Consider the following 23,150-nt stretch of genomic DNA (forward strand, 5'->3'; position numbering starts at 1 on the left):
ATATTTATACAATAATTTAAGCCCGTTAATGTTAAGCATTAACGGGCTTTCGTTATGTTTTATATAAAATAATGTGAGTGGGGAAAAGCTAAGCTTTAAAACGGAAAACAAATCTATCCGTTTTTCCTCTTACTGAAGGCTCAAAAACCATTTTTGAGTAATCATCGTTTTCATTTTTAAGAAAGTCAGCTTCTGCATCGAGGGTAAAGCCCGCTTCTTTAAATTCATCACGTACAATTTGGTGATGGATACGGTGTAAATCTTTATTATGGTTTGTGGTACCTGACTCCATATCAATTAATCCTAAGACACCGCCAGATTTTAATGACGCTTTTAGGTTTTTTAAAATATCAATACGTTGCTCTTTTGGAATTACGGAATAAAAGTCGTGGTAATTCAATACGATTGTAATAACGTCAATCTGCTTTTTAAGATCAATTTCATTAAATTCACTTTGATAATGCACCACGTTATTTAAACGATTGTTTGCAATGCGTTCATTAAATTCTTTTGCAAAACGGCCATTCATTATTTCCAAAATGAATTTATTATTTTGCGCATAAACTTTACCAGTATCTCCCACGCGATGAGATAAAACCTCAGTGTAATAACCACCGCTAGCTAATATTTCTAGTACCGTCATCCCTGGCTCAACACCAAAAAACTCCATGACTTTATCTGGCTTTCGATTTGCATCCCTTGCTTTATCAGCATCGGCGCGATCGCTTGATTGCATGGCAATCATAAATTGCTTATCACTTAATGTTTCAGCGTGTACTAGCGAAGTTGCTAATAGACTTGTAAAACCTAGTGCTAATAAAGGTACATATAATGTTTTTTTGATCATGGTATTTCCTTTTCAGTGAAGTAATGATTATGTTGGTTTGCGAGTTAGCTGTTGAATAGCAATTGGCTTCAATGGTTTTGACTTGGATTTTGTAAAGAGGGTTTTATCTTTGGCCAAAAATAGTATGACCAATAAACCACTGAAGATATGCCCCGATAAAATACCTTGGTAAAAGTGATCGTTAACTGTGATGGCAACGCTGATCACGTGTCCATATAGCATGCCTTGATAATAATCTTCTTGTAGAGCATAAAATGAACCAATATAAGCAAAAAACAACAAGAATATAATTCTATGTAGCACACCTAAAGTTAAGGCTTGTAACGTTTTACCTTTTGCATTTAGACATGACTGGTAGACCATGATACAGCCTATGGATATGTATCCCCAAGACACCCAGATGAAGTATTGACTGATATAATTTGTGACGTTTTGCTGAGCACAAATTAGTTGAGAAAAGGAAGGGATGTAGTAAAACAAAACCGTCGCAATAATAAGTTGGATAAGGATGATAACTGCAAAAGTGATAATGTAGGCTTGTTTTACACGTTTTGTATTTCCCACCCAGAAATTGCTGCCCACAATGGCAGGCATAGATGTCGTTAGTACCATCGGAATTAATAAAAACAATGCTTCCATTCTTAAGATAAAGGTAAAAGCTGCAACATATGAATAATCAATACTTGCGGCAATAATGGTAAGTAATGACATGCTGATGGGAGTAACTAATTGCTGTAAAATCACAATGACAGCATCTTTTTTATCTGTCGTTAGTTGTGACTTTAATGCAGAGTAGCTTGGCAAGGATAAGTTGAGTTTTCTGGTTAATATAGCCACGGATATTATCGCTAATAGTGAGTCGCTTGTTACATGCACATAGGATAAAGCAGGTAATGCACTAAGGGATAAATCACTTGCAGGGTATAGTAATAGTACCGCTAATATACTTTTAATCGCTAACCAGATGAACATTAAGTTGCTGGCAATAACGCCATGACCTAACGCTCTTAATATAGCGTTTACTTGCCATATTAATGCTAAGAATATCCAGCTAATATACCGCGCAGACATATAATCTGCTTGCTGGTTGATTAAGTTTAGTTTTGTACTCGTTAAGCTAACATCAGCCCAGTGCTCATTGCCCATCAATGATAATAATGTTTGATTAGCAAAAGATGCGAAAAGGGCAAAGATGCAAATAACTAGCACAGTGGTGAATAGCGATGTGGTAATCGTACTGTTTAGCCTAGTTTTTTCTAAACAATTCGCCTTTATTACCTTATTGTTACTTCTAATACTTAGCCCTATGGCTATAGCTGTCATTGCTGTGGTTAAGGGGAGGGTGAAGCCTATTGCGGCTAGCGTATCAACACCACTAAATGATAACAGGCTGGATTCTAACAAGTCGTACATCAACAACGCTAGAATAGCGCCAAACATTGGTAGACTTGTTTTCCATATGAGATGGCTAAGTTTATTCTTATTAAAGCAAAAGGTTTCCGTATTTTCCATTGAGTTTTGTTAGCCATCGATCATTATCTATGACTAGAAGATAGCCTAAAAGCATTTTTCATTTCATCACAGAATGTAACAATTCATGTAGCTTTGCATCTTAATGAAGTAATGAAGCGAATGACTTAGCAGTGAAAAAAATCCCCATCAATTAATGAGACCAACAGGGATATTTAACTACTCATTTTAAGTTAACCAAAGTCACCTGAAATATAACCTAATGTTCGCTGGTCTTTGGGTTGGTTAAATATCTGCGCAGTTTTGCCGTATTCTACTAATTCACCCATTAAAAAGAAGGCGGTATTATCGGCAATTCTTTTTGCTTGTGACATAGAGTGAGTAACAATAACTACAGTAAAATGTTCACGTAAACTAGCCATCATTTTTTCTATGCGTGTGGTTGCAATAGGGTCTAATGCCGATGTTGGCTCGTCCATTAAAATAATATCGGGTTTCATGGCTATAGTGCGTGCAATACACAATCGTTGTTGCTGACCACCTGATAAACCTAAGCCACTGGTGTTTAGCCTATCTTTCACTTCATCCCATAATGCAGCCCGTTTTAAGGCATCTTCAACAATGTCATCGAGGAGTTTTTTATCACTGACCCCTTGGGCACGTTGCCCAAAAGCAACATTGTCATAGATACTCATAGGGAAAGGGTTTGGTTTTTGAAACACCATACCGACTTTCATGCGCAATTGGCGTACATCAATATTACCAAATATACCTTCACCTTCGAGTAAGACACTACCTTGGGTTTTTACCCCCTCAATAAGGTCGTTCATGCGATTTAATACCCGTAATAAGGTTGATTTTCCACAACCTGACGGGCCAATAAAGGCGGTAACTTGTTTTGCTGGAATTGTCATCGACACATCCGTTAGGGCTTGTTTATCACCATAAAACAAATTTAATTTTTCAATTTCAAAAGTATGCATAAGTTTCTCGATAAAATGGGTTATGACGCGCTGAATCGGTTTGAGATTAGCTTGGTTAATACATTGATGATTAACACTAAAATCACTAAAACAGTGGCTGTAGCAAAGGCCATATCCCAATCATGTTGGGTGTATAGCTCTGTGGTTAGCATGTATAGATGAACCGTTAATGTACGGCCTGAATCAAATACTGAATCTGGAATTCGGGCAACCATGCCTGCAGTAAGAAATACTGGCGCAGACTCACCGATAACGCGGCCAATAGATAAGATAAGGCCAGTAACAATACCCGGTAATGCACTAGGTAAAATTAGCTTCCACAACATATAAATTTTGGGGGCACCTAGGGCATAAGAGCCTTCTCGGTAATTCATCGGTACCGCCATAATGGCTTCTTCTGTTGTGCGAATAATTACTGGCAGCAACATTATTGATAAGGTTAATGCGCCAGAAAGTACTGAAAATCCAAGCCCTAAAATACTGACAAAAAATGTCATGCCAAATAAGCCGTAGATTATTGAAGGGATACCGGCTAATGATTCTGTTGCAAAGCGTAATACCTTAACAATAGTACTGCCTGGTTTGGCATATTCAGTTAAGTAAATGGCGCTCATAATACCAATGGGCGCGGCAATACCGATAGACAACCCAATCATATAAACGGTAGCGACAATCATCGGCCAGATCCCAGACTCACCACCTAAACGAGTGTAGTTACTGGTGATAAATGACCAACTAACATGATCCGCGCCATGCATCACGATATAGAGTAGTATCCATAGCAAAAAGGTAATGGTGACTGCTGCGGATCCCCAAACAGTAGCAGTTAAGAGACGATCTTTATTCAAACGTGTGATCATTTATTTAACCCTCTGTCGATTTAAATACATTAATACGGCATTTAATATCATGATAAATACTAATAAAATAACGCCCGTTGCATACAAAGCACTTGCATGAACACCCGTTGCATACGACATTTCTAAAGCGATATTAGCGGTCATTGAGCGAGCAGCTTCAAAAATACCATCCGGCATTGCTGGGGAATTACCCATTACCATAATAACCGCCATGGTTTCTCCTACAGCACGTGCTATACCTAAGATAACCCCAGTTAATATGCCTGAACGAGCAGCAGGGACTTGGACAACAAATATGGTGTAAATATGAGAAGCGCCTAGAGCAAAAGCTGCTTCTTTATAATGTTTGGGCACCGCACGTAATGAAATTTCAGTGACAGTGATCACTGTCGGTAAAATCATAATGGCTAATACTACGCTGGCCGCAAAAATCGTCGAGCCAGAGGATAAACCAAAGCTTGACTCCAGTAATGGCACGATAACCACTAAACCAAAAAAGCCATAGACAACAGAAGGGATACCGGCTAATAATTCAATCGCAGGGCGCATCACCTTCACCAATTTTTCTGGTGCTATTTCCGCTAAAAATATTGCCGAAAGCACGCCAATGGGTACTCCAATGGCTACCGCTATTGCAGTTGACCACAGAGTGGCCATAATCATTGGGAAGATACCGTAAAGGGCAGGTGGTAACCATTCTCGGCCAAGTAGCAATCCCCAAAGACCTGAAAATTCAAAAGCAGGTATAGCTTCCTTGACGATGAAAACACCGATAAATAATAACGAGGTGACACCTAACAGTGCGCAGAGTAATAATAAGCCATGAAAGAGTTTATCTTTCCAAGCGAACCTTGTGCTCGGCGTTAACAAGGATTTTGGCGGTGACTTTGCCTTAGGTGCTAACGGTAAGTGGGATATGTTTAGAGCTGTATTTTTCATAACTATGACATACCTAATAAAAGCAATGACGTAGCTAATAACTACGTCATAAAAAAGTAAGGTTTATTTCATCTTAAAATGAGTTGGCGGGTGTTAGGTAACAGGAACATATCCTTTATCAGCAATAATTTTTTGAGCTTCTGTTGATAATATCCATTGTAAATATTCGCCAGCTTCGTCTTCAACATCGTGTGACAGTAATAAGTTAAAATTACGGGCGATTGGATATTGGCTGCTTTGAATACTTGCAATGCTAGGCTCAACGCCATCAATCGCGATTGCTGTTACTGTTTCATCAACTGTACCAAGTGAAATATAACCAATAGCATTGGGATTACTGGCAACCATGGTTTTAATCGCGCCATTGCTGTTAGCCACACGTACTCGTGGTGAAATGGCAGAAACGTTAATATCATTCACTTTTCGAATTAATCCTAAATTTCCTTCAAAGCCTGCACGAGTGCCTGAAGCTGAATCACGAGTAACAGCGACAACAGGGCTACTGTCGATATTTACGTCTTGCCAGTTGGTTATATTGCCACGATAAATATCTGCTAATTGTTCAACACTTAAGTTTTTTAATTGCTTAGCTTTAGAGGGATGAACGATGACTGCAATAGCGTCATGTGCCATGGGTAATACTTTAATTTTATCGCTAATTTCATCATTGGCTACTTCACGTGAAGCCATACCAATCATTGCGGTACCATTATTAGCAGCACGAACACCTGCAGAAGAGCCTGGTCCTTGAACTTCAACGAAGTTTCCTGTTTTTTCACTATAAGTTTCAGCGAGTACTTCCATCAAACTTGTCATTGAGTTTGAGCCAGTTACGGTAATTGTTTTACTGGCGAATACCTGTGAACTGAAAAGGCCTGTTAGTACTACCGTACTGACTAAAATGTTTTTCAAAGGGTTCATTCTCTTGTCTCCTAATAGGTCACTTTGTTGTGACAGGCGCAGTAGAACAAACTTTTATGACAGTTTTGTGACAGGATTATGAAAAGAATACTAGGTTAACAATCAATAACATAATGCCTAAACGAAGACATCATCAATGTAATTTTCTGATCGTTTTTAACTTATTTTGATACAAGTTTTTTAAATGATGAGGTTAAGTTATGAACTCAAGTCATTAGGTAAGAGAGCGCAGATATGCGCCCTTAATTTAATAGTAAATAATTAGCCAGTGAAAAATAAATGAATAGGCCTGTCATATCAACAATAGTGGTAATAGCCGGACTAGCCACTACAGCAGGGTCTTGCTTAAAATATACGGCTAACAAGGGCAGAACAGCCCCTATTAAAGTGGCAGTGATCACTTGAACAAATAAAGCGAGACAGACACATAACATGATTAACTCAAGACTTAAATTTCCCGGTACATGATGTTCTTCGGTGAAAAACCATACTTTGATCATGGTCACGCCTGCTAATATTAAAGCCAGTCCTAAGCCAATGGCTAATTCTTTAGCAATAATTTTGAAGGTATCTTTTAGTGTCAGCTCACCTAAGGAAATGGCTCTAATAATGATTGAGGCAGATTGCCCACCCGCATTACCACCAGTATCTGAAATCATAGGTAAATAAATAGCTAATATGATGATGTTATCGAGTATAGATTCATAGTGCATTAAAATAGAACCCGACACGAAACCAAGAATGGCGAGACCGACTAACCAGCTAATGCGGTTTCTAATATGATCGATAATAGTTAGGTCTCGATACGAGATAGCATTACCAGAGCCTGAAATACCCATAATACGTTCAAGATCTTCTTGATCTTCTTGCAAGAGGATTTTCATGGCGATTTTATGATTAATAACGCCAACCAGTTTATTGTCATCATCAATAACAGCAATGCTATGTAAATCATGTTCGTTAAATAAATTAGCGGCTATTTCTTTATCTTGATTTTCATTTATGACTAAGTGGTTTTTGTCGGCAATACTATAAACATTGATGTCGTGATCAGCCCTAAGCAATGCAAAGTAGGATATCTTTCCTTTGAGTACGCCATTTTCATCAGTGATGTAACAATCTTGCGGTTGAACGTTTGCGATAGCATTAGTTTTAATTTCGGCAATGGCTTGCTCGACACTAACATGAATTGAAAGTATATGGTGGCATGCGTGCATTAAATGTTTTATTGGTTCAATATTCATATATTTTTTAAACAATTTATTGAAGGAACTAGTGTCAACTATATGAGCCAACACATTTTACCATAACATTAAATAGGCGTACGTGATCAAATTGTAAGCGGCTTATCTGCCTCAGATAAAACTCCCTCATTGCATGAATTTCAGGTACTATCCCACCCATAAACCGTCGTCTTTTGACAATATAAATATCTAAAGCCATTTTTAGTTGGAAAAATTTATCATGCGCGTTGCCGTTACTCAGTTCGCCACTTCTTCAAATCCTCAAAAAAACCGAATGAATTGTATCCGGCTTATTAATGAGGCAGCAAAGTGTCAGCCATCGATAATCGTTTTACCAGAGTATTGCAATACGTTATTTATGGAAGCCCAATCTTGCTACGTAGATCATAATCAAGCATGGAATGAAGCATTAACACTCAATGGCGACTTTGTAGTAGCAGTCACTGAGCAAGCAAAGCAAAACCATTGTTATATCGTTCTTAATGCCACCATACGTCAAGACTCTTCACGGGAACATCAAGATGAAGGTATTAAATCAAACATCAGTGTTACTTCGTGTTTAATTGCGCCAAGTGGTGAAATAATCCATCAAGTGGATAAGCAAGCGTTAACGGATCATGAAAAGAAGTTTTTTATGATGCCTACAAATAAACCTAGGCCGATAAGCACCGCCATCGCTAAGGTTGGACTGATATCCGGTAGCGATATCAGCTCTTTTAAATGCTCACAAACATTATCTAATCAAGGAGCAAATTTGTTATGCCATTCAATGAATACCTTTGCGTTAGATGATAGTGACATACATATTCCTGCTCGAGCTTTTGAAAACAAAGTATTTATAGCCACTGCAAATAAAGTGGGAGCACTGATGCCAGACGAGCACATTGCTATTTTCTCGCAGCAACATGAGATACCTAAGACGTCTTTACAAGGTATTGGCTTAAGTCAGATCATAGCACCTGATGGTAGAGCATTGGCACAACTCTCTCATCAAGAAGAAGGAGTCATTTTTGCCGATATCGAGCTAGAAGAAGCCGAGGCAAAATTTCGCCCTGATGGCAGTGATATAATTGCACAAAGACGTGCTGAGCTTTATCAAACAATAACGAAAAATCCTACCACTTATGAAAACGTGCCAGTCACGGCTAACGTCGCTATATATGCAACTTATACAGAGTACGAGCAAGCCATTGACGATGTTTGTCATTATATTGAAAACAATCTCAGTGATATTATTCAATTGCCAGAATTATTCTTTATTAGCGATAAAACAACCGTTAACGATAGTGAGCAGCTAAAAGCATTAACGTTATTAAGTGAACGACTAGTTGCTCGTATTGCTAAACAGTTAAGACCGTTTCAATATGTCTGTACCAGTGTTGTAATAGAAGGAGAGCATAGAGCAGTATTAATAAGCGAGCAGGGTGTTATAGCATCACAAGCGCAATTACATTTTTGTCAACGTTACCCATGGACACCATTAGGGGATGAAGTCAATGTTGTAGAAATCCCTTTAGAACAAGGGATTATTAAACTTGCTATGTTAACGGCGGATGATGCGAATATTCCCGAACTTGTTAATCTCGTTGCTTCTAAGGGGATTCAACTGCTATTAATGCCTTTTGATATTCAGGAGGCTAATGAAGTCACTCACGCATTAATATCTCGTGCTATGGAGCATAGAATATGCATCGTTGCAGCGACGCGTGAAAAATCGTTAGGTAATCATTTCCCTCATATAAATAAAGAAAACATTATCGGTAATAAGAAAAAAATCAAAGCACCAAAGTCTACTGGCTTAATTATCAATGTCGTTGCAGAATCCTCGATTTTACCTCAATGGCAACAAAGAAAGTTTAATGGATACATCAATCAAACAGTGATTAAACATCAACATGGAAAAATAACTAAAGCAGTAATACACCCTGTTGCGGCTGGTAAAAATATGTAGCTTTACAGTTAAGCCTCTTTAGTATTAGGAATGGTAATAATGAAACACAGGCCAGGCTCACTATTTACCTCAATCTCTATATCTCCTTTTAATTGCTGAGTTACTAAATTATAAATGATATGAGTACCTAGACCTGTTCCACCTTGATGTCGATTAGTGGTAAAAAAAGCTTCAAAGATTGAATCGCTTACTTCGCTTGATATTCCTTTACCATTATCTGCATAAATTATTTGAATATCTTTAGGGGTTGGCTGGATTTTTATATTAATAGTACCGTTTCGCTTTTCGTCAAAGCCATGAATCAAACTATTCATAATTAAATTGGTAAATATTTGAGCTAAAGCGCCAGGCTGGGTATGAAAAGTTAACCTTTCAGGGCAATCAAAAACAACGATGTGTCCTGCTTTTTTTAACCTTGGCTTTAAAGAGAGTATGATATCTTCTATATATAATTTGAGATTAATTGTTCTGCTGTCATCTCTTGTGGTATCAATAGCCACTGATTTGAAACTTCCAATTTGTTCAGAAGCACGTTTAATACTCAATAAAGAAATTGAAAATCCCTCATTAATCACTTCTAAACTACTTGTTAAATTTTGCTTAGTTAATTGATTGTTTTCAATTAACTGTGTTAAATCATTAATCTTATCTTGAATGAGGGTTATACCAGTTAAAGCGGTTCCTATAGGGGTGTTTAGTTCATGCGCAATGCTGGCAACTAGGCTGCCAAGAGATGCCAACTTATCACTTTCAATGAGTTTAGATTGAGTATTCTGTAATTCTATTAAGGTGTTTTTAAGTTCATTATTACTGTCTTGAAGCTCTTGTGTTCGACTACTAACTCTATTTTCTAAGTCTAAATTTAGTTTCCTTACTTTTTCCTCAGCCTTCACTCTATTGATAATTTGAAACTCTAATTGTTTCATGGTTTCTTGAACATTAATCGCAATATTTTTAAGTATGGTTATTTCATTAATTTCTTTTATATTAACTGGTTGTGATAATTCATTATTGTTGAGCATATTACTTAGATAAGATATCAAATCACGTAGCTTAATTGATATTTTCACCGAATATAAAATACTGAAACTAACGGATGATATGATGATAAACAAGGCGATGATTAGTGAAATAATGGCTTGGTTTCTTAGTTCCGATTGCTTTTCATTAATGTGTTGTTGGATAGATTTACTTGCATTGTCGCTTAAGGTAAGTAATTGATTATTCAGTTCATTAAATTTAAGTGTTGATTCATTCATAATGCCAATGGCTAACTTTAAATCGACTGAAGCCGTTAAAATTACATTTGCTGTTGTGATCCGGTAATTGATTAGTTGTGTTTTTATTGAGTTAGGAATTAATTTAGCTAAATCAGGATTTTTAAACTGCTCTTCAATATCATGTATTTTTAATAAATAGCTTTTCCCTTTGTCATAAAATTCGCCTTCATCTTCTATATTTACCGCATCTTCAAGTAAAGAAAATATATTGGTTTGATTAATGGCTAACTGGTGGGCAATAGAGTTGAATTGATATGAAGTCTTCTGCTGTTCGACTTGAAAGTAAGTTAAAATTTCAGTTTGCTTAATACCTAACCGATAAAAACCTACTATGAGTAAGGTCATTGTTAGTAGCGCCATCAAAGGAGCAAGCATTAGTTTCCATTTTAACGACATAAATTAATCCAAAACTAAAATTTACTCTTTAGGTAATAATTGAGACCATCTCGAAGGAGTTATATGACCAATGTGCTCATATGAGGTTCCTTTCGGTTTAAATATATGTATCACGCCTTCAGGTTTTGGCCATATTTTAGTGACCTCTCTAAGGTTAGCTGTATGCGATACCAATACCGTATTAGTATTATCAGGAGGAATTTGTTTCAAATACATTTCTAAGTGGGCCATTAATTGTGATGTAGATGTTGTATTTTCATTCGACGTTGAACGTAATTGTTCATCAATTTCAACTTTATCAAAGGCATAAAGGGCGGTATCGACACATCGACAATAGGGGCTAGAAAACACTTTGGAAACTTTAATGTTTAGCTGTTTGAATGCTTGTCCTAACATTCTAGATTCATTTTTTCCCTGTTCTGATAAATTTCGTTGAGTAGGGCAGTTCCTTAAATCTGTTAAATCAGCATCTGCTTGAGTATGAACCGTAGCCCCATGACGCAAGTAGAGCACATACCCACCTTGCTGCAACATACTAACAAGTGATGTATCCTCTATCTCTTCAACTTTAATGGGCAAGCTTATAATTAAGAACACTAACAAGGTAAAGTTTTTTATTTTCATATAAATACCAAGTAAAAGTCATTAATTTCAGTATAGGTAGCGATTTTGTATTTTTCAAAATTACTAAATTTATTGATGAAACAATACAAATAGGTTTATATTTTTAGCTAATACTAGGGGGGACTTTAAGTTTATTATTCTGTTGCGCTTGAGTCAGAGCACAATTTCGGCGGTTAAAATAGAATGACCTCATCGCACTCTTCTTGTCCTGTTGTCTCAAAAATTAGCCAATAGTAGGAACTATATTGAAAAACCAACAACGCTAAGTTAAAAAAGTAACAAGCAGTTACATTCTTTACGTATCTATATGTTTATAATGAGAAGATAAATGCAGTTGTGACTTTTTAATATCACTAAGGAAAATGATATGAAACGAATATTTTTATTTTTACTGACCAACATTGCCATTATGGTGGTGTTAAGTATTACCCTACGCTTATTAGGGGTAGATAGTATTTTGGCTGAGAACGGCTCGGACTTAAATATTCAAGCATTGGTTATACTTTCAGGTGTTATTGGCTTTGGTGGCTCGTTTATTTCTTTGCTTATTTCTAAATGGATGGCAAAGCGTATGACGGGTGCAGTTGTAATTAAGCAACCGAGCACTAATGTAGAAAAGTGGTTGATGGAAACCGTTGAAAAGCAAGCCAACATAGTGGGTATAAAAATGCCGGAAGTGGCTATTTTTCCGTCCCCTGAAATGAATGCTTTTGCGACAGGAGCCAGTAAGAACAATGCTTTAGTAGCCGTGTCCCAAGGTTTACTTGATAATATGGCACAAGGTGAAATCGAAGCGGTTGTTGGTCATGAAATGAGTCATGTCGCTAACGGCGATATGGTTACCTTGACCTTGATTCAAGGGGTGGTGAATACTTTTGTGGTATTTTTATCACGTGTTGTCGGGCATGTTGTCGACCGAGTTATATTAAAAAATGAGCGTGGCCATGGTATTGGCTATTTTGTCAGTGTACTCGTCTCTCAAGTTGTACTTTCAATACTAGCCAGTACTATCGTGATGTACTTTTCGAGAAAAAGAGAGTTCGTTGCAGATACCGGTGGGGCGGATTTAGCCGGACACCAAAATATGATTAATGCCTTAAAGCGTCTAGCGCAAAGAGAGCCTGAAGCATTACCAGAGCAATTGGCGGCTTTTGGTATAGGCGAAAAAGCCAAGCAAAATTGGTCGCAGTTATGGTCTTCACATCCACCTATTGAAGATAGAATTACTGCCCTAGAAGAAAGAGCCAGACAAAAGCGCTCATAAGTGGTGAATACTATTTTTAAACCAGCATGTTCAATTGATGAGCATTGCTGGTTTTTTTTATTTAAACACAGTGAGTAAAGTTTTATTCCGCTAGTGTTATGGCTAGGGTTATGGTTAAATTTACCTAACGTTAATGTCATCACATCATGTTAGCCGCATTATAAAAAACGATACCAACAAGGCAAGCTTTTGATCAATCTATATCCCGCAAATAAAATGGAAAATTTATTAGCACTGCTGAATAAAATTTCTCAAGTTTCCCCCTTAGGTGTGTTCAACCAAGAAGTCATTATTGTTCAAAACCCCGGCATGCAGCACTGGCTCAATTTAGCGATAGCCAATGAGCGTGGTATTAGCATGAATATTAATTACGCGTTACCGGCGCAGTTTCTCTGGGGGCTAATAAGGACGCTAGCAGGGGATGAAAAGGTACAAGATCAGGCTCCTTACTCAAGGGAGGTGCTCACCTGGCGAATATATGCCTTACTAGCAACGAATTCTGTGCTATCTGATGCTGATTTTGCACCGGTAACTCGCTATTGGCAAACCGAAAATTCAGCGCCATTAAAGCGTTATCAATTAGCCGTACAACTGGCTGATTTATACGAGCAGTATCTTATTTTTAGACCCACATGGTTAGATAATTGGCAACGGGGGGATTTTACTCCGTTAGCAAAAGACTTCTTTGCTCATTTACCAGCTGAAGCGATATGGCAGGGTAAATTGTGGCAGTTGTTAATTGCGCAGCAGCCATACAACCCTGTTGAATTAATTGAAGAAGCTATTGCTAATATTGAGCAAAAGCTCACTGACAGCCCTAATATTTTGCCTAAACGGTTAAGCTTTTTTGCCATTAATACTATGCCGCCTATTTGGCTTGAGTTTATCAATGCGCTGAGCGAGCATATTGATGTTAACTTCTTCCACTTAAATCCTTGCTTCGCTTATTGGGGAGATATTATCAGTGAAAAACAAGCCTTTAAAAAACTCAATGCCTGGTCAGAAGGGGTAAGTGATGAGCATTTATTTGTCGGTAATCCACTGCTTGCCAACCTTGGTCAGCAAGGGCGTGAGTTTTTAGCTTTATTACAAGAATACAGTACCGTTAACGTAGAATTGTTCGTTAAAGCTGGTGAAGGAGCAAAACACAATGCAGAAGAAACTCAACATATTAGCTGCTTACATCAATTGCAAAACGATATTCTTCAACTTGACGATGCTACCAGTGTAGAGCGAAGCTCTTTGAATGTACCACTGGTTGATAATTCCATCACTATTACCAGCTGCCATAGTGCTTTACGTGAAGTTCAAGCCTTGCACGATTACCTGTTACATCAATTTACTCAAGCACACCAAGCAGGCAGTGAGGCGTTAACACCTAAAGATGTTTTAGTGATGTGCCCGCAAATAGAACAATATGCCCCGTATGTTAATGCCGTTTTTACCCGAGGTTGGCAAAATATTGCTGATGAAGTTCCGCCATTACCTTGCTCTATCGCTGATAGAAGCGCCAAGGATAGTGACCCACTTATCGCGGCTTTTATTGATTTATTAGCCTTACCTGATTCTCGTTTTCAGGTAAGTCATTTACTGGCCTTTATTAGGCAAAGTGCCATCGCTAATAAATTTGCCATTGTCAGTGAAGATATCGATAAAATTAGTCTGTGGCTTGAACAAGCTTGCGTACATTGGGGAATAGATGCCGCCCATAAACAACAAGTGCTCGGTGATAATGCCAGCAATAGCTTCACCTGGCAGCAAGGTTTATCGCGCCTTTTGCGCGGTTTTGCCTTTGCCGATCATCAGGCTATTTTTCAGCAGCAGTTATTATTAGCCAATGTTGAAGGGGATGATGCGGTACTGCTGGGGAAATTAATGTTATTTGTCGAGCAGTTACAACAGTTTAGCGTGCAAATAACTCAGCCGCGTACACCACAGCAATGGCAACAGTTTTTATTATCACAACTTGAGCAATTGTTTGCCCGCGGTGATAGCGCATTAAGCATGAGTCATGACATAGATAATGCCTTGTTAATCATCGAAAATGCCATTGCTAGCTTTGTAGAATACAGCCAACAAGCTGACATTACAGAAACAATTGATTTGGCAATTGTAAGTGACTTTTTGAACAGTCATTTCAGCCAAGGTGACTCAAGCCGCCAATTTATGGTGGGGCAAGTCACGTTTTGCTCTATGTTACCTATGCGCAGTATTCCTTTTAAAGTAATTGCAGTGCTGGGCTTAAATGATGGTGAATTTCCCCGACAGCGACAACCACTTGGTTTTGATTTAATGGCGCAAGCTAAAACAAGGTTAGGGGATAGATCACGTCGTGGTGATGACAGATATTTGTTTTTAGAAGCGATAATTTCGGCGAGAAAGTCGCTGTACCTAAGCTATCAAGGGCGAAATATTAAAAACAACAATGAAAAACAGCCCTCATTGGTATTAAAAGAGCTAATGGATTATTTAACGCAAGGCTATGGCTGGCAATTTGACCTTGATAAAGAGAACGATCTTCGTCAAATGGCCATGCAGCCGTTTAGCCAAAGTAATTATCTTCATGATGATGCAAAACATACAGTGCGGGCGAGTTTCGACGCTAATTGGTTAGCGTTAGCTCAGCAAGATGTCGTTGCTGTAGAAGACAGTCCCAGCGCCTTAGTGATTCATGATAGTAGTCTAACAAGTAACGACCATGACACAGCGCTCAATCACTTTAGCTTAAGCACAGAGGCGTTAATTAGCTTTTATCAACATCCAAGTAAGGTGTTTGCTCGTCATGCCCTTAACTTGTCATTTGATCATTACGATGTGCACCTTGATGATGTGGAGCCATTTACTGCAAACTATCTGGACAGTTATCTACTACGCCAAGAATTATTAGCGGCGCAATTAACTGACAATAGCAATGACACGCATACCAGCAACCCAAATAGTGGCAGTTTAGTAGAGAAAGCGTTGTTGACGGCACGTTTATCCGGTAAATTTCCTGATTTACCCAACATGGATGAACATTTTACCACTTGGCAAACGGATAGTGAGCAATTCTCAGCAACGATAATCAATCAAGAGGCAGATAACCCTGAGCTGATTGATTGTCAGTTGAGTATAACCTTGCCTAACGGTATGAGTGTCGAGTTAAGTGCAAAAATGCCGGTTAAGCGTACTAGCGAAGGTGTCAGCCTAGTGTTTTATCGTTGCTCAACAGCCAAAGCTAAAGATTTATTCACCTTGTATTTGCATCATTTAATGATACAGTGTTGGCAAAACCAACACTTAACTCAATCCGGTTATCGAGAAAATATATTAAGTGAAGTTAATAACACCGTCGGTTTTTACTTTAATACCAAAGCGCAAAAAGTGGAGCAATACCGTGTAAATGAGCAAGCTGAGTCTCACGGTAATGCCAAAACACAACTTACAGATCTACTCACCACTTATTTTAAAGGCTTACAGCAACCCTTGTTACTTAACGGCGATATTGCCATGCAAGTCTTTAAAAAGTCTCGCGGTAAATCAGTTGAAATGACCCAAGACCGTTTTGAACAAGCTTGGTGGGGAAGTGAGTCGCTTCGCGGTTTTGCTGACGATCCTTATTTACAATATTTTTGGCCTACTTGCCCTGATATTAGTCTTTACCTTGATGACATTCATCACCATTATGCCGTGTTACATCAACAGGTTGAAAAAATTAATATGAGTAAAAAGCCATGAAGTTGGCGCAGTTAAATGCTGCTGATATTCCACTCGTTGGTAAACATTTAATTGAGGCAAGTGCTGGTACGGGTAAAACTTATAACATTACCCGTATTTATTTACGTTTATTATTAGAGCGTGAATTAAAAGTTGAGCAAATTTTGCTGATGACTTTTACTAAAGATGCCACACAAGAGCTGCGTGGTCGTATTGATGCTTTTATTCGTGAGGCTTTAGTTAATTGGTCAACCTTATCTCAAGAAGAACCTTATTTTAAGGCAATAAGTGAACGAGTCAGCGCTGATAAGGTAGAATTTTTACTTAAACGGGCACTATTATTTTTAGATGAAGCGGCCATTTTTACCATTCATGGTTTTTGTCAGCGGGCGCTTGCAGAGCATGCTTTTGCCAGTGGCTTACCTTTTAACGCCACACTGTCAACTTCTAGCTCAGAAATTGTTTTAGAAGCGTGTCAGGATTGGTATCGACAGCTAGCCAAGAAAAGTGGTGACGATTTTTCACTTATTGCACAGTTTTGGCCTGCGCCCACTAGCTTTATACAAAGTTTTTCTAAAGCTATTTATCAAGAGCATCAATTAAACATTATTGATAGTAGCAAGATTGTCACTGAGTTTACCGGCTTAGCACAACAAGGACTTGAAAACCTAACAGCACATGCCTGTGTTATTGAAGCTGGATTAGTGAGTCATAAAACAGCTGCAGAGCAAGAAAAACGTGGCCAAGCATTAATTTCGCTACAAAACTGGCTTGAGCAGATTTCAGTATGTGACAATGAAGCCGCGTTACTTGCTGCGGCTAACATCGCTATGCCTGATTATTTGCTTAACGGCAATCGTCACCCTAAAGCGTTTAAGGTGCAGTTGGCAGATATTTTAGCCCCTTGTAAAACCATGAAAACCGCTCTTAAAAATTTAGCGAAAAACATTAATAAAGCCAAAGCGTATAAATTGGTGCGCAGTGCTATTTACAGTATTCGAGCGCAGGTAAGTGATAAAAAACAGCAGCTTAACTTGTTAGATTTTGATGATTTAATTTCAACGCTAGCGCTAAGTTTATCCAAAGAGCAGGGGGATAATCCGTTAGCAAAAACCTTATTAGCGCAATATCCCGTGGCATTAGTGGATGAGTTTCAAGATACAGACCCACAACAGTTCTCAATTTTACAAGGGCTTTATTATAGCGAGCGAGCAAGCCTAAATGAAGGCGCACTGTATTTAATTGGCGATCCTAAACAAGCGATTTATGGTTTTAGAGGCGGTGATATCTTTGCTTATTTAGCGGCAAGACACAGTTGTGATCATCATTGGCTGATGGATACTAACTATCGCTCTAGCGCTGATATGATCACCGCTTATAATCAGGTTTTTGTCAGTAATGCAGAGCAGGCTGATGATGCGGTGTTTGGCTACGGGATTGATTATAAGCCAGTTAATGCTGGTAGGGTGATGGCGGAGCAAGATAGTTTAGCTACGGATAAAGGTAAGGCATTACAATTTGTTCATTTTAATCATCAAACTGATGAGATGGTTACCTTAGGACAAGCATGCCCATTGATGGCCATATGGTGCGCTAATGAAATTACTCAGCTATTAACGAGCAAGCAGGTAAATCCACAAGATATAGCCATTTTAGTGCGAGATAATCGCGAAGCGCAATTTATTAAACAGGCGTTACAAGAGGCTAGTTTAGCCAGCGTGTTTTTATCTGATCGCGCTAATTTATTTCACAGTGAGCAAGCACAGCAGCTACTGAGGTTATTAAAAGGTATTTTAGCCCCTGAAAACGAACGTGTGTACCTTGCTTCATTAACTTGTGGCTTGCTAGGTTACGATGCCGTGTCTTTGCATCAATTACAACAAGATGAGCTAGCATATCAAAAGGTTAAATTTGCCTTTATTGATTTTAAAAAGCAGTGGCAGCAGCAAGGCTTTATTGCCATGGCCATTAATGTCATGCATCAACACTTTGTTATTCCGTCCATCAATAAAGATAGAATACTCACTAATATCTTACACCTTTTTGAAATTTTACAAGCCGCGAGTCAGCGATTTTTACAAAGCGAAGAGTTACTTTATTGGTTTGAGCAACAATGTTCATTAGAAACTATAAACAGTGAGCTTGAAGCTGAGTTACGCTTAGAAAGTGATGGCAACCTTATTCGAATTATCACACAACATGGTGCTAAAGGACTTGAATATCCGGTGGTCTTTATTCCTTTTGCCAGTAAACATAAAGATCCGTTAAAATTTGGTAATCAAAACATTAGCTACCTTGAGTATCATGATGAACATGGTCAGTTACAGTTATCCCTTGATGGTGATGACCAAGCGAAAGCGGCAATGGCGAGTGAAGCTTATGCCGAAAGCATTCGTTTGCTTTATGTGGCCATTACTCGTGCTGAAAAACGCTGTTATTTATTAACCGCTCCTTTTGATAAGTATCATTTATCACCTTTAGGTAAAACACTGCAATGGCAAGCAGAGGGTGATATTAAGCAAAATTTAACCGGTTTTATTGATAGCATCCCTCATGCAGCCAGTGTTGAGCAGGTATATTTTGATGAAGTGTGCCTACAAAACAGCGCTACACTCACTAGTGAGGATGTCATCACCGATACACTAACGGTAAGTAAATTTGCCGGTAAAATAGAGCGTGATTGGTGGTTAAGTTCATTCTCGGCGCTAAGTCGTAATTTACGTCATGGCGGCGTATCAACTCCTGATAGAGATGCTGGTTCAGAGCCAAGCACAGGCTCAAACAATAAAGCAATTGCCGTAGCAGATAAAGAGCAACTGCGTTTTGCGCTGGCTAAAGGGGCTCACAGCGGTAACTTACTGCACGATATTTTAGAGCACACTGATTTTCAATTAATGAATTTAGCTGAAGCAAGCAAGTGGCCATTAGTTAAGTATGGCGAATTAACCACGCCGTTTACTCTAGATGATTTAATTACTTGGCTTGAAGAGGTATTGCATACGCCATTAGTTTCATCTAACACAGAGCAGACAAATCAAGCATCAGCATTTTGTTTAGCTGATGTGTCGTTATCGCAATCAATGAGGGAGAGTGAATTTTACTTTCCTATGCAGCAGGCCAGTATGCCGGAGTTAGCAAAATTGTTAACCGATCATCGAAACACAGCTGCAAATAAAAGTACTGCTTTGACAAACAGTGTAAAACTACCGAGTTATCAATCATTAAAAGGTATGATGCACGGCTTTATTGATTTAGTGTTTGAGCAAGCAGGTAAATATTATGTCTGTGATTACAAATCTAGTCATTTAGGTGACAAGTATAGTGATTATCACTGTGCGACACTTCAAATGAATGTTGAAAATAACTACTACGACTTACAATATCTTATTTATAGCTTGGCGCTGCATCGTTATTTAAAACTCAATGTGGAAAATTATAATGTCAGTGAGCATTTTGGCGGTATTTATTATCTTTATTTACGCGGAATGAGCCCTGATGTTCAACATAGCGGAGCGGGAGTTTATTATAGAGAAATTACTGAACATGAACTTGAGCAACTCGATAGCTTGTTTTTGGGTGAAAAAATAATGACCGAGCAGGAGCATTAATAGGATGAGTTTAACGGAAAAAAAATCTGCTCTGTCAAGTTTCTCACAGGCTCAACAGCAGCTTAACGATATTGAGGCTATTGACTATTTCTTTGCTAAAGAAGTGTGTCAATCCTTAGTCAGTGACAATTTATTAAATGAGCAATCTCCAGACTTTGAAACCTTAGCGCACGTTTTTATGGCGCTTAGTGCTAATTTACGTGCTGGCCATACGTGTTTAGCGATTGCTGCTATTGCTAAAACTCACTTTGGCCTAGCTTATGATGAACAAGGGCAGTGTACTCATTTAGGTTTTCAGTTTCCTGAACAACAAGCACTGATTGAGTTATTGCAAGTATTTAACGAGCAAGCGACTAAAGAAAGTTTATTGGTTTTTCACCATGACAATTTATATATGCGCCGATATTTTACCTTCGAAGCAGAATTAGTTGAGGCGATTAAGGGTCGTTTAGCGCCAATAAACACATACTCAGACAATGATATTACACAGTGTCTTGAGCAACTTTTTCCTGAATTGAATAACGCTGATAACACAGATAACCAAAATAATGAGATTGATTGGCAAAAGTTGGCGGTTGCTAATGCCATTAATAAAAACTTCAGCATTATCGCTGGCGGACCGGGTACGGGTAAAACCTATACGGTGACTAAGCTTTTAGCAGCACTACTTATGTTGAACCAATCAACTACTGGTGATTTTCAAGACCAAATGTCAGAACAAGAGAAGAACCAAGCCTTAAATATTGCTTTGGTAGCACCTACAGGTAAAGCCGCGCAACGTTTAAGTGAATCTATTCTAAACGCGGTTACAGGTTTTAAAGGACAGATAGCGGATCACATTTTAGCGACGATTCCCAGTGATGCGCAAACGATTCACCGTTTATTAGGGGTTATTCCTAACAGTCCAAACTTTAGGTATAACCAAGACAATTTATTGCCTTTTGATGTGCTGTTAATTGATGAAGTCTCAATGGTAGATTTACCTATGATGACTAGGATATTTCGTGCCTTAAAAACCGATACCAAGGTAATTTTGTTAGGCGATGCCGATCAATTACCGTCAGTGGCAGTAGGTAGTGTACTCGCTGATATCGCGCCGCGTCTTCATGGCGGCTATAGTGACAATAATGCTCATTACTTGTCACAAGTTTGCCAATTAGATGCTTCCCAGCTTGAAGCTGCCTTTGTAGATAGCAGCGCCAATGATCATTGTGATCACTTAAGCTTATTAATCAAAAGCCGCCGCTTTGATGGCAAAGGTGGTATTGGTTTAATCGCTAGCAGTGTTATTAAGGGAGATATCGATCAAAGTTGGCAGCTACTCAATGATAATATTGGTTTTGTCAAACAACAAAGCACTCAACTGGCACTGGTTGACAGTCATTATCGCAGTTGGTTATTACCTTTAGTAAAACAATATTATCAAGGTATTTCTCAGTGTCAGACTATAGAGCAAGCCTTTGAGCTCTTAACTAAATTTCGTGTATTGTGCGTTATGCGTCAAGGGGAGTATGGCGTTGATGCCATTAATGAATGGATTACTGATTTGCTTTCTTCTAGCAAAAAATTTGGCCAAGAGCGTACGCTTTATCATGGTATGCCCATTATGATCAGTGAAAATAACTATCAATTAGGCTTATATAATGGAGACATTGGCCTTATTTGGTCACCAGAAGATCAAGATAATAACAATAGCCACTCATCATTACTCGCATATTTTGAAGAACAAAGTAAGGATAGTCATGGTGTTAGTTATAAACACTTTCTACCATCACGACTACCTAGCTTTGATAGTGTCTATGCAATGACTATTCATAAAACACAAGGCAGTGAATTTGAACATGTTGCTATGGTTCTACCTTCCAATAGCAACAACCCATTATTGAGTCGTGAATTACTGTATACAGGAATTACCCGAGCTAAAAAATTACTGACTATTGCTAGCAATAAAGAAGTTTGGCAACAAGGCGTTAATAAAGTCGTCAAGCGTCATTCAGGTTTAACACTGAATTAATGGCTTACCTTACAAAACAAAATATCTCTTCATCTTTTTATTTGGAAACTTACCATGCAGTTAATTGAAATAGACAAAACCATTTATCGAAAAAACTTAAACATAGTTATCTATAGTTTTATTGCCACGTTATTGGTATTAGCGTTAGCGTTCGGCCAGTTACTTATTTTAGGTTTTGGCGAGGAGGGCGTTAGTAACTTTAAATATAATTTACTGGGGGTGATTTTAGCTTTATTAGCTTGTGCGGCGATTTTACATAGTGTTAAAAGTAAGGACTTTTTCAATGAGATCTACTATGTTTGGCAATTAAAGCAGCTACATAACAGTATATTTAGAAAGTTAAAGAAGATTGAAGTTGCAGTAAAAAACAATGAAGAAAGTGCCCTAATTATTTTGCTTTTTTATTATCAAAGTTTAAAGCTTGTTTATTTGTTAGATGATAATACTTTGACACTGTCAAAAGTTAACGATGATTTAAATGAAGTAAATGAGATTATTGCTAACAATGACTTAACTATCACAGCTGAGCAGTTTGATAAAAAGTTATTGAAGCAGTACAGTTAATCATTACTTTTCAATGAACAATATTAAATTTTAGACACAAAAAAACCAACACTGCTATTAGCATGTTGGTTTTTATATTAAGTCGTAAGACTTAACGAATAACTACCCCAAAAACTTTAATTTAAAAGCGTTAGGCTCAGTAATTATCTAGCGCGGAAAATAATGCGACCTTTCGATAAATCGTATGGTGTTAATTCAACCGTTACTTTATCGCCAGTTAAAATACGAATGTAGTTTTTACGCATTTTACCAGAAATATGAGCGGTGACCACATGGCCGTTTTCTAGTTCTACTCGGAACATAGTATTAGGTAAAGTGTCTAAAACCGTACCTTGCATTTCAATATTTTCTTCTTTCGCCATGGGGCGCTAAACCTCTATATGTTGTGCAATTAAGCTAAATATCTAACAGTATGTTAAAATTTTCAGCCGATAAAAAAAGCTGCGCGCATGATGCCTAATTGCACGGCTAAAGTAAAGCTTTGCGCTT

16 protein-coding genes are annotated in these 23,150 nt (G+C 38.1%); 6 read left to right on the forward strand and 10 right to left on the reverse strand.

The window, feature by feature from the left end; all coding sequences use genetic code 11:
- Positions 1-88 precede the first annotated feature (88 nt).
- From AC27IF_RS08460 to AC27IF_RS08490, 7 genes are all read right to left on the reverse strand, one after another.
- The gene (locus AC27IF_RS08460; protein ID WP_487053616.1) at positions 89-847 is read right to left on the reverse strand and encodes a class I SAM-dependent methyltransferase; all 759 of its coding nucleotides are present in this window, start codon (positions 845-847) and stop codon (positions 89-91) included.
- Between the two features lie 27 nt (positions 848-874).
- Positions 875-2,359, reverse strand: coding sequence for an MATE family efflux transporter (locus tag AC27IF_RS08465; RefSeq protein WP_487053618.1), 1,485 nt, complete (start codon positions 2,357-2,359; stop codon positions 875-877).
- A gap of 191 nt (positions 2,360-2,550) precedes the next feature.
- A complete protein-coding gene (pstB, locus tag AC27IF_RS08470) occupies positions 2,551-3,300 on the reverse strand; it encodes a phosphate ABC transporter ATP-binding protein PstB (protein ID WP_487053619.1) in 750 nt (249 codons plus the stop codon).
- Between the two features lie 20 nt (positions 3,301-3,320).
- Positions 3,321-4,160, reverse strand: a complete 840-nt coding sequence (pstA, locus tag AC27IF_RS08475; protein ID WP_487053620.1) for a phosphate ABC transporter permease PstA — start codon at positions 4,158-4,160, stop codon at positions 3,321-3,323.
- Positions 4,161-5,099 (reverse strand): phosphate ABC transporter permease subunit PstC, encoded by a 939-nt coding sequence (gene pstC, locus AC27IF_RS08480; protein WP_487053621.1) that lies wholly within the window; start codon positions 5,097-5,099, stop codon positions 4,161-4,163.
- A gap of 93 nt (positions 5,100-5,192) precedes the next feature.
- The gene (locus AC27IF_RS08485) at positions 5,193-6,020 is read right to left on the reverse strand and encodes a phosphate ABC transporter substrate-binding protein (protein ID WP_487053622.1); all 828 of its coding nucleotides are present in this window, start codon (positions 6,018-6,020) and stop codon (positions 5,193-5,195) included.
- A 242-nt stretch (positions 6,021-6,262) separates the two neighbouring features.
- Complete coding sequence (locus AC27IF_RS08490) at positions 6,263-7,264, reverse strand: magnesium transporter (RefSeq protein ID WP_487053623.1); 1,002 nt, start codon at positions 7,262-7,264, stop codon at positions 6,263-6,265.
- A 220-nt stretch (positions 7,265-7,484) separates the two neighbouring features.
- Between AC27IF_RS08490 and AC27IF_RS08495 the strand changes: the two genes are divergently transcribed.
- Positions 7,485-9,215 carry a nitrilase-related carbon-nitrogen hydrolase gene (locus tag AC27IF_RS08495; protein WP_487053625.1) on the forward strand — a complete coding sequence of 577 codons (1,731 nt, stop codon included), beginning with the start codon at positions 7,485-7,487 and terminating at the stop codon, positions 9,213-9,215.
- An 8-nt stretch (positions 9,216-9,223) separates the two neighbouring features.
- On the opposite strand, the gene AC27IF_RS08500 is transcribed toward AC27IF_RS08495, so the two are convergent.
- Both AC27IF_RS08500 and AC27IF_RS08505 read right to left on the reverse strand, forming a co-directional pair.
- Positions 9,224-10,891 carry a sensor histidine kinase gene (locus AC27IF_RS08500; RefSeq protein ID WP_487053626.1) on the reverse strand — a complete coding sequence of 556 codons (1,668 nt, stop codon included), beginning with the start codon at positions 10,889-10,891 and terminating at the stop codon, positions 9,224-9,226.
- Between the two features lie 21 nt (positions 10,892-10,912).
- The gene (locus AC27IF_RS08505) at positions 10,913-11,515 is read right to left on the reverse strand and encodes a histidine phosphatase family protein (protein ID WP_487053627.1); all 603 of its coding nucleotides are present in this window, start codon (positions 11,513-11,515) and stop codon (positions 10,913-10,915) included.
- A 367-nt stretch (positions 11,516-11,882) separates the two neighbouring features.
- On the opposite strand from AC27IF_RS08505, the gene htpX reads away from it, so the two are divergent.
- The 5 genes from htpX to AC27IF_RS08530 all read left to right on the forward strand — a co-directional run bounded on the left by htpX (position 11,883) and on the right by AC27IF_RS08530 (position 22,661).
- Positions 11,883-12,779 (forward strand): protease HtpX, encoded by an 897-nt coding sequence (htpX, locus tag AC27IF_RS08510; protein ID WP_487053629.1) that lies wholly within the window; start codon positions 11,883-11,885, stop codon positions 12,777-12,779.
- Positions 12,780-12,968: 189 nt separating this feature from the next.
- Positions 12,969-16,496 (forward strand): exodeoxyribonuclease V subunit gamma, encoded by a 3,528-nt coding sequence (recC, locus tag AC27IF_RS08515; protein WP_487053630.1) that lies wholly within the window; start codon positions 12,969-12,971, stop codon positions 16,494-16,496.
- A complete protein-coding gene (recB, locus tag AC27IF_RS08520) occupies positions 16,493-20,083 on the forward strand; it encodes an exodeoxyribonuclease V subunit beta (protein ID WP_487053631.1) in 3,591 nt (1,196 codons plus the stop codon). The genes recC and recB overlap by 4 nt, the downstream gene beginning before the upstream one ends.
- Before the next feature lie 4 nt (positions 20,084-20,087).
- Positions 20,088-22,097, forward strand: coding sequence for an exodeoxyribonuclease V subunit alpha (gene recD / locus AC27IF_RS08525; protein ID WP_487053633.1), 2,010 nt, complete (start codon positions 20,088-20,090; stop codon positions 22,095-22,097).
- Positions 22,098-22,151: 54 nt separating this feature from the next.
- Entirely contained in the window at positions 22,152-22,661 is a 510-nt protein-coding gene (locus AC27IF_RS08530) for a DUF3087 family protein (RefSeq protein WP_487053634.1), read from the forward strand.
- Positions 22,662-22,804: 143 nt separating this feature from the next.
- Here AC27IF_RS08530 and infA read toward each other — a convergent pair whose 3' ends face one another.
- Entirely contained in the window at positions 22,805-23,023 is a 219-nt protein-coding gene (gene infA / locus AC27IF_RS08535; RefSeq protein WP_011043571.1) for a translation initiation factor IF-1, read from the reverse strand.
- Positions 23,024-23,150 lie beyond the last annotated feature (127 nt).

The organism is Colwellia sp. KS18-150 (assembly GCF_057551365.1).

Bases quoted from the DNA above. Each gene is read 5' to 3' on its own strand.
- recD (WP_487053633.1), top strand. From the start codon at position 20,088: ATGAGTTTAACGGAAAAAAAATCTGCTCTGTCAAGTTTCTCACAGGCT.
- AC27IF_RS08500 (WP_487053626.1), bottom strand. From the start codon at position 10,891: ATGTCGTTAAAATGGAAACTAATGCTTGCTCCTTTGATGGCGCTACTA.
- AC27IF_RS08495 (WP_487053625.1), top strand. From the start codon at position 7,485: ATGCGCGTTGCCGTTACTCAGTTCGCCACTTCTTCAAATCCTCAAAAA.
- AC27IF_RS08485 (WP_487053622.1), bottom strand. From the start codon at position 6,020: ATGAACCCTTTGAAAAACATTTTAGTCAGTACGGTAGTACTAACAGGC.
- AC27IF_RS08465 (WP_487053618.1), bottom strand. From the start codon at position 2,359: ATGGAAAATACGGAAACCTTTTGCTTTAATAAGAATAAACTTAGCCAT.
- pstA (WP_487053620.1), bottom strand. From the start codon at position 4,160: ATGATCACACGTTTGAATAAAGATCGTCTCTTAACTGCTACTGTTTGG.
- AC27IF_RS08460 (WP_487053616.1), bottom strand. From the start codon at position 847: ATGATCAAAAAAACATTATATGTACCTTTATTAGCACTAGGTTTTACA.
- htpX (WP_487053629.1), top strand. From the start codon at position 11,883: ATGAAACGAATATTTTTATTTTTACTGACCAACATTGCCATTATGGTG.
- pstB (WP_487053619.1), bottom strand. From the start codon at position 3,300: ATGCATACTTTTGAAATTGAAAAATTAAATTTGTTTTATGGTGATAAA.
- AC27IF_RS08490 (WP_487053623.1), bottom strand. From the start codon at position 7,264: ATGAATATTGAACCAATAAAACATTTAATGCACGCATGCCACCATATA.
- pstC (WP_487053621.1), bottom strand. From the start codon at position 5,099: ATGAAAAATACAGCTCTAAACATATCCCACTTACCGTTAGCACCTAAG.
- AC27IF_RS08530 (WP_487053634.1), top strand. From the start codon at position 22,152: ATGCAGTTAATTGAAATAGACAAAACCATTTATCGAAAAAACTTAAAC.
- infA (WP_011043571.1), bottom strand. From the start codon at position 23,023: ATGGCGAAAGAAGAAAATATTGAAATGCAAGGTACGGTTTTAGACACT.
- recB (WP_487053631.1), top strand. From the start codon at position 16,493: ATGAAGTTGGCGCAGTTAAATGCTGCTGATATTCCACTCGTTGGTAAA.
- AC27IF_RS08505 (WP_487053627.1), bottom strand. From the start codon at position 11,515: ATGAAAATAAAAAACTTTACCTTGTTAGTGTTCTTAATTATAAGCTTG.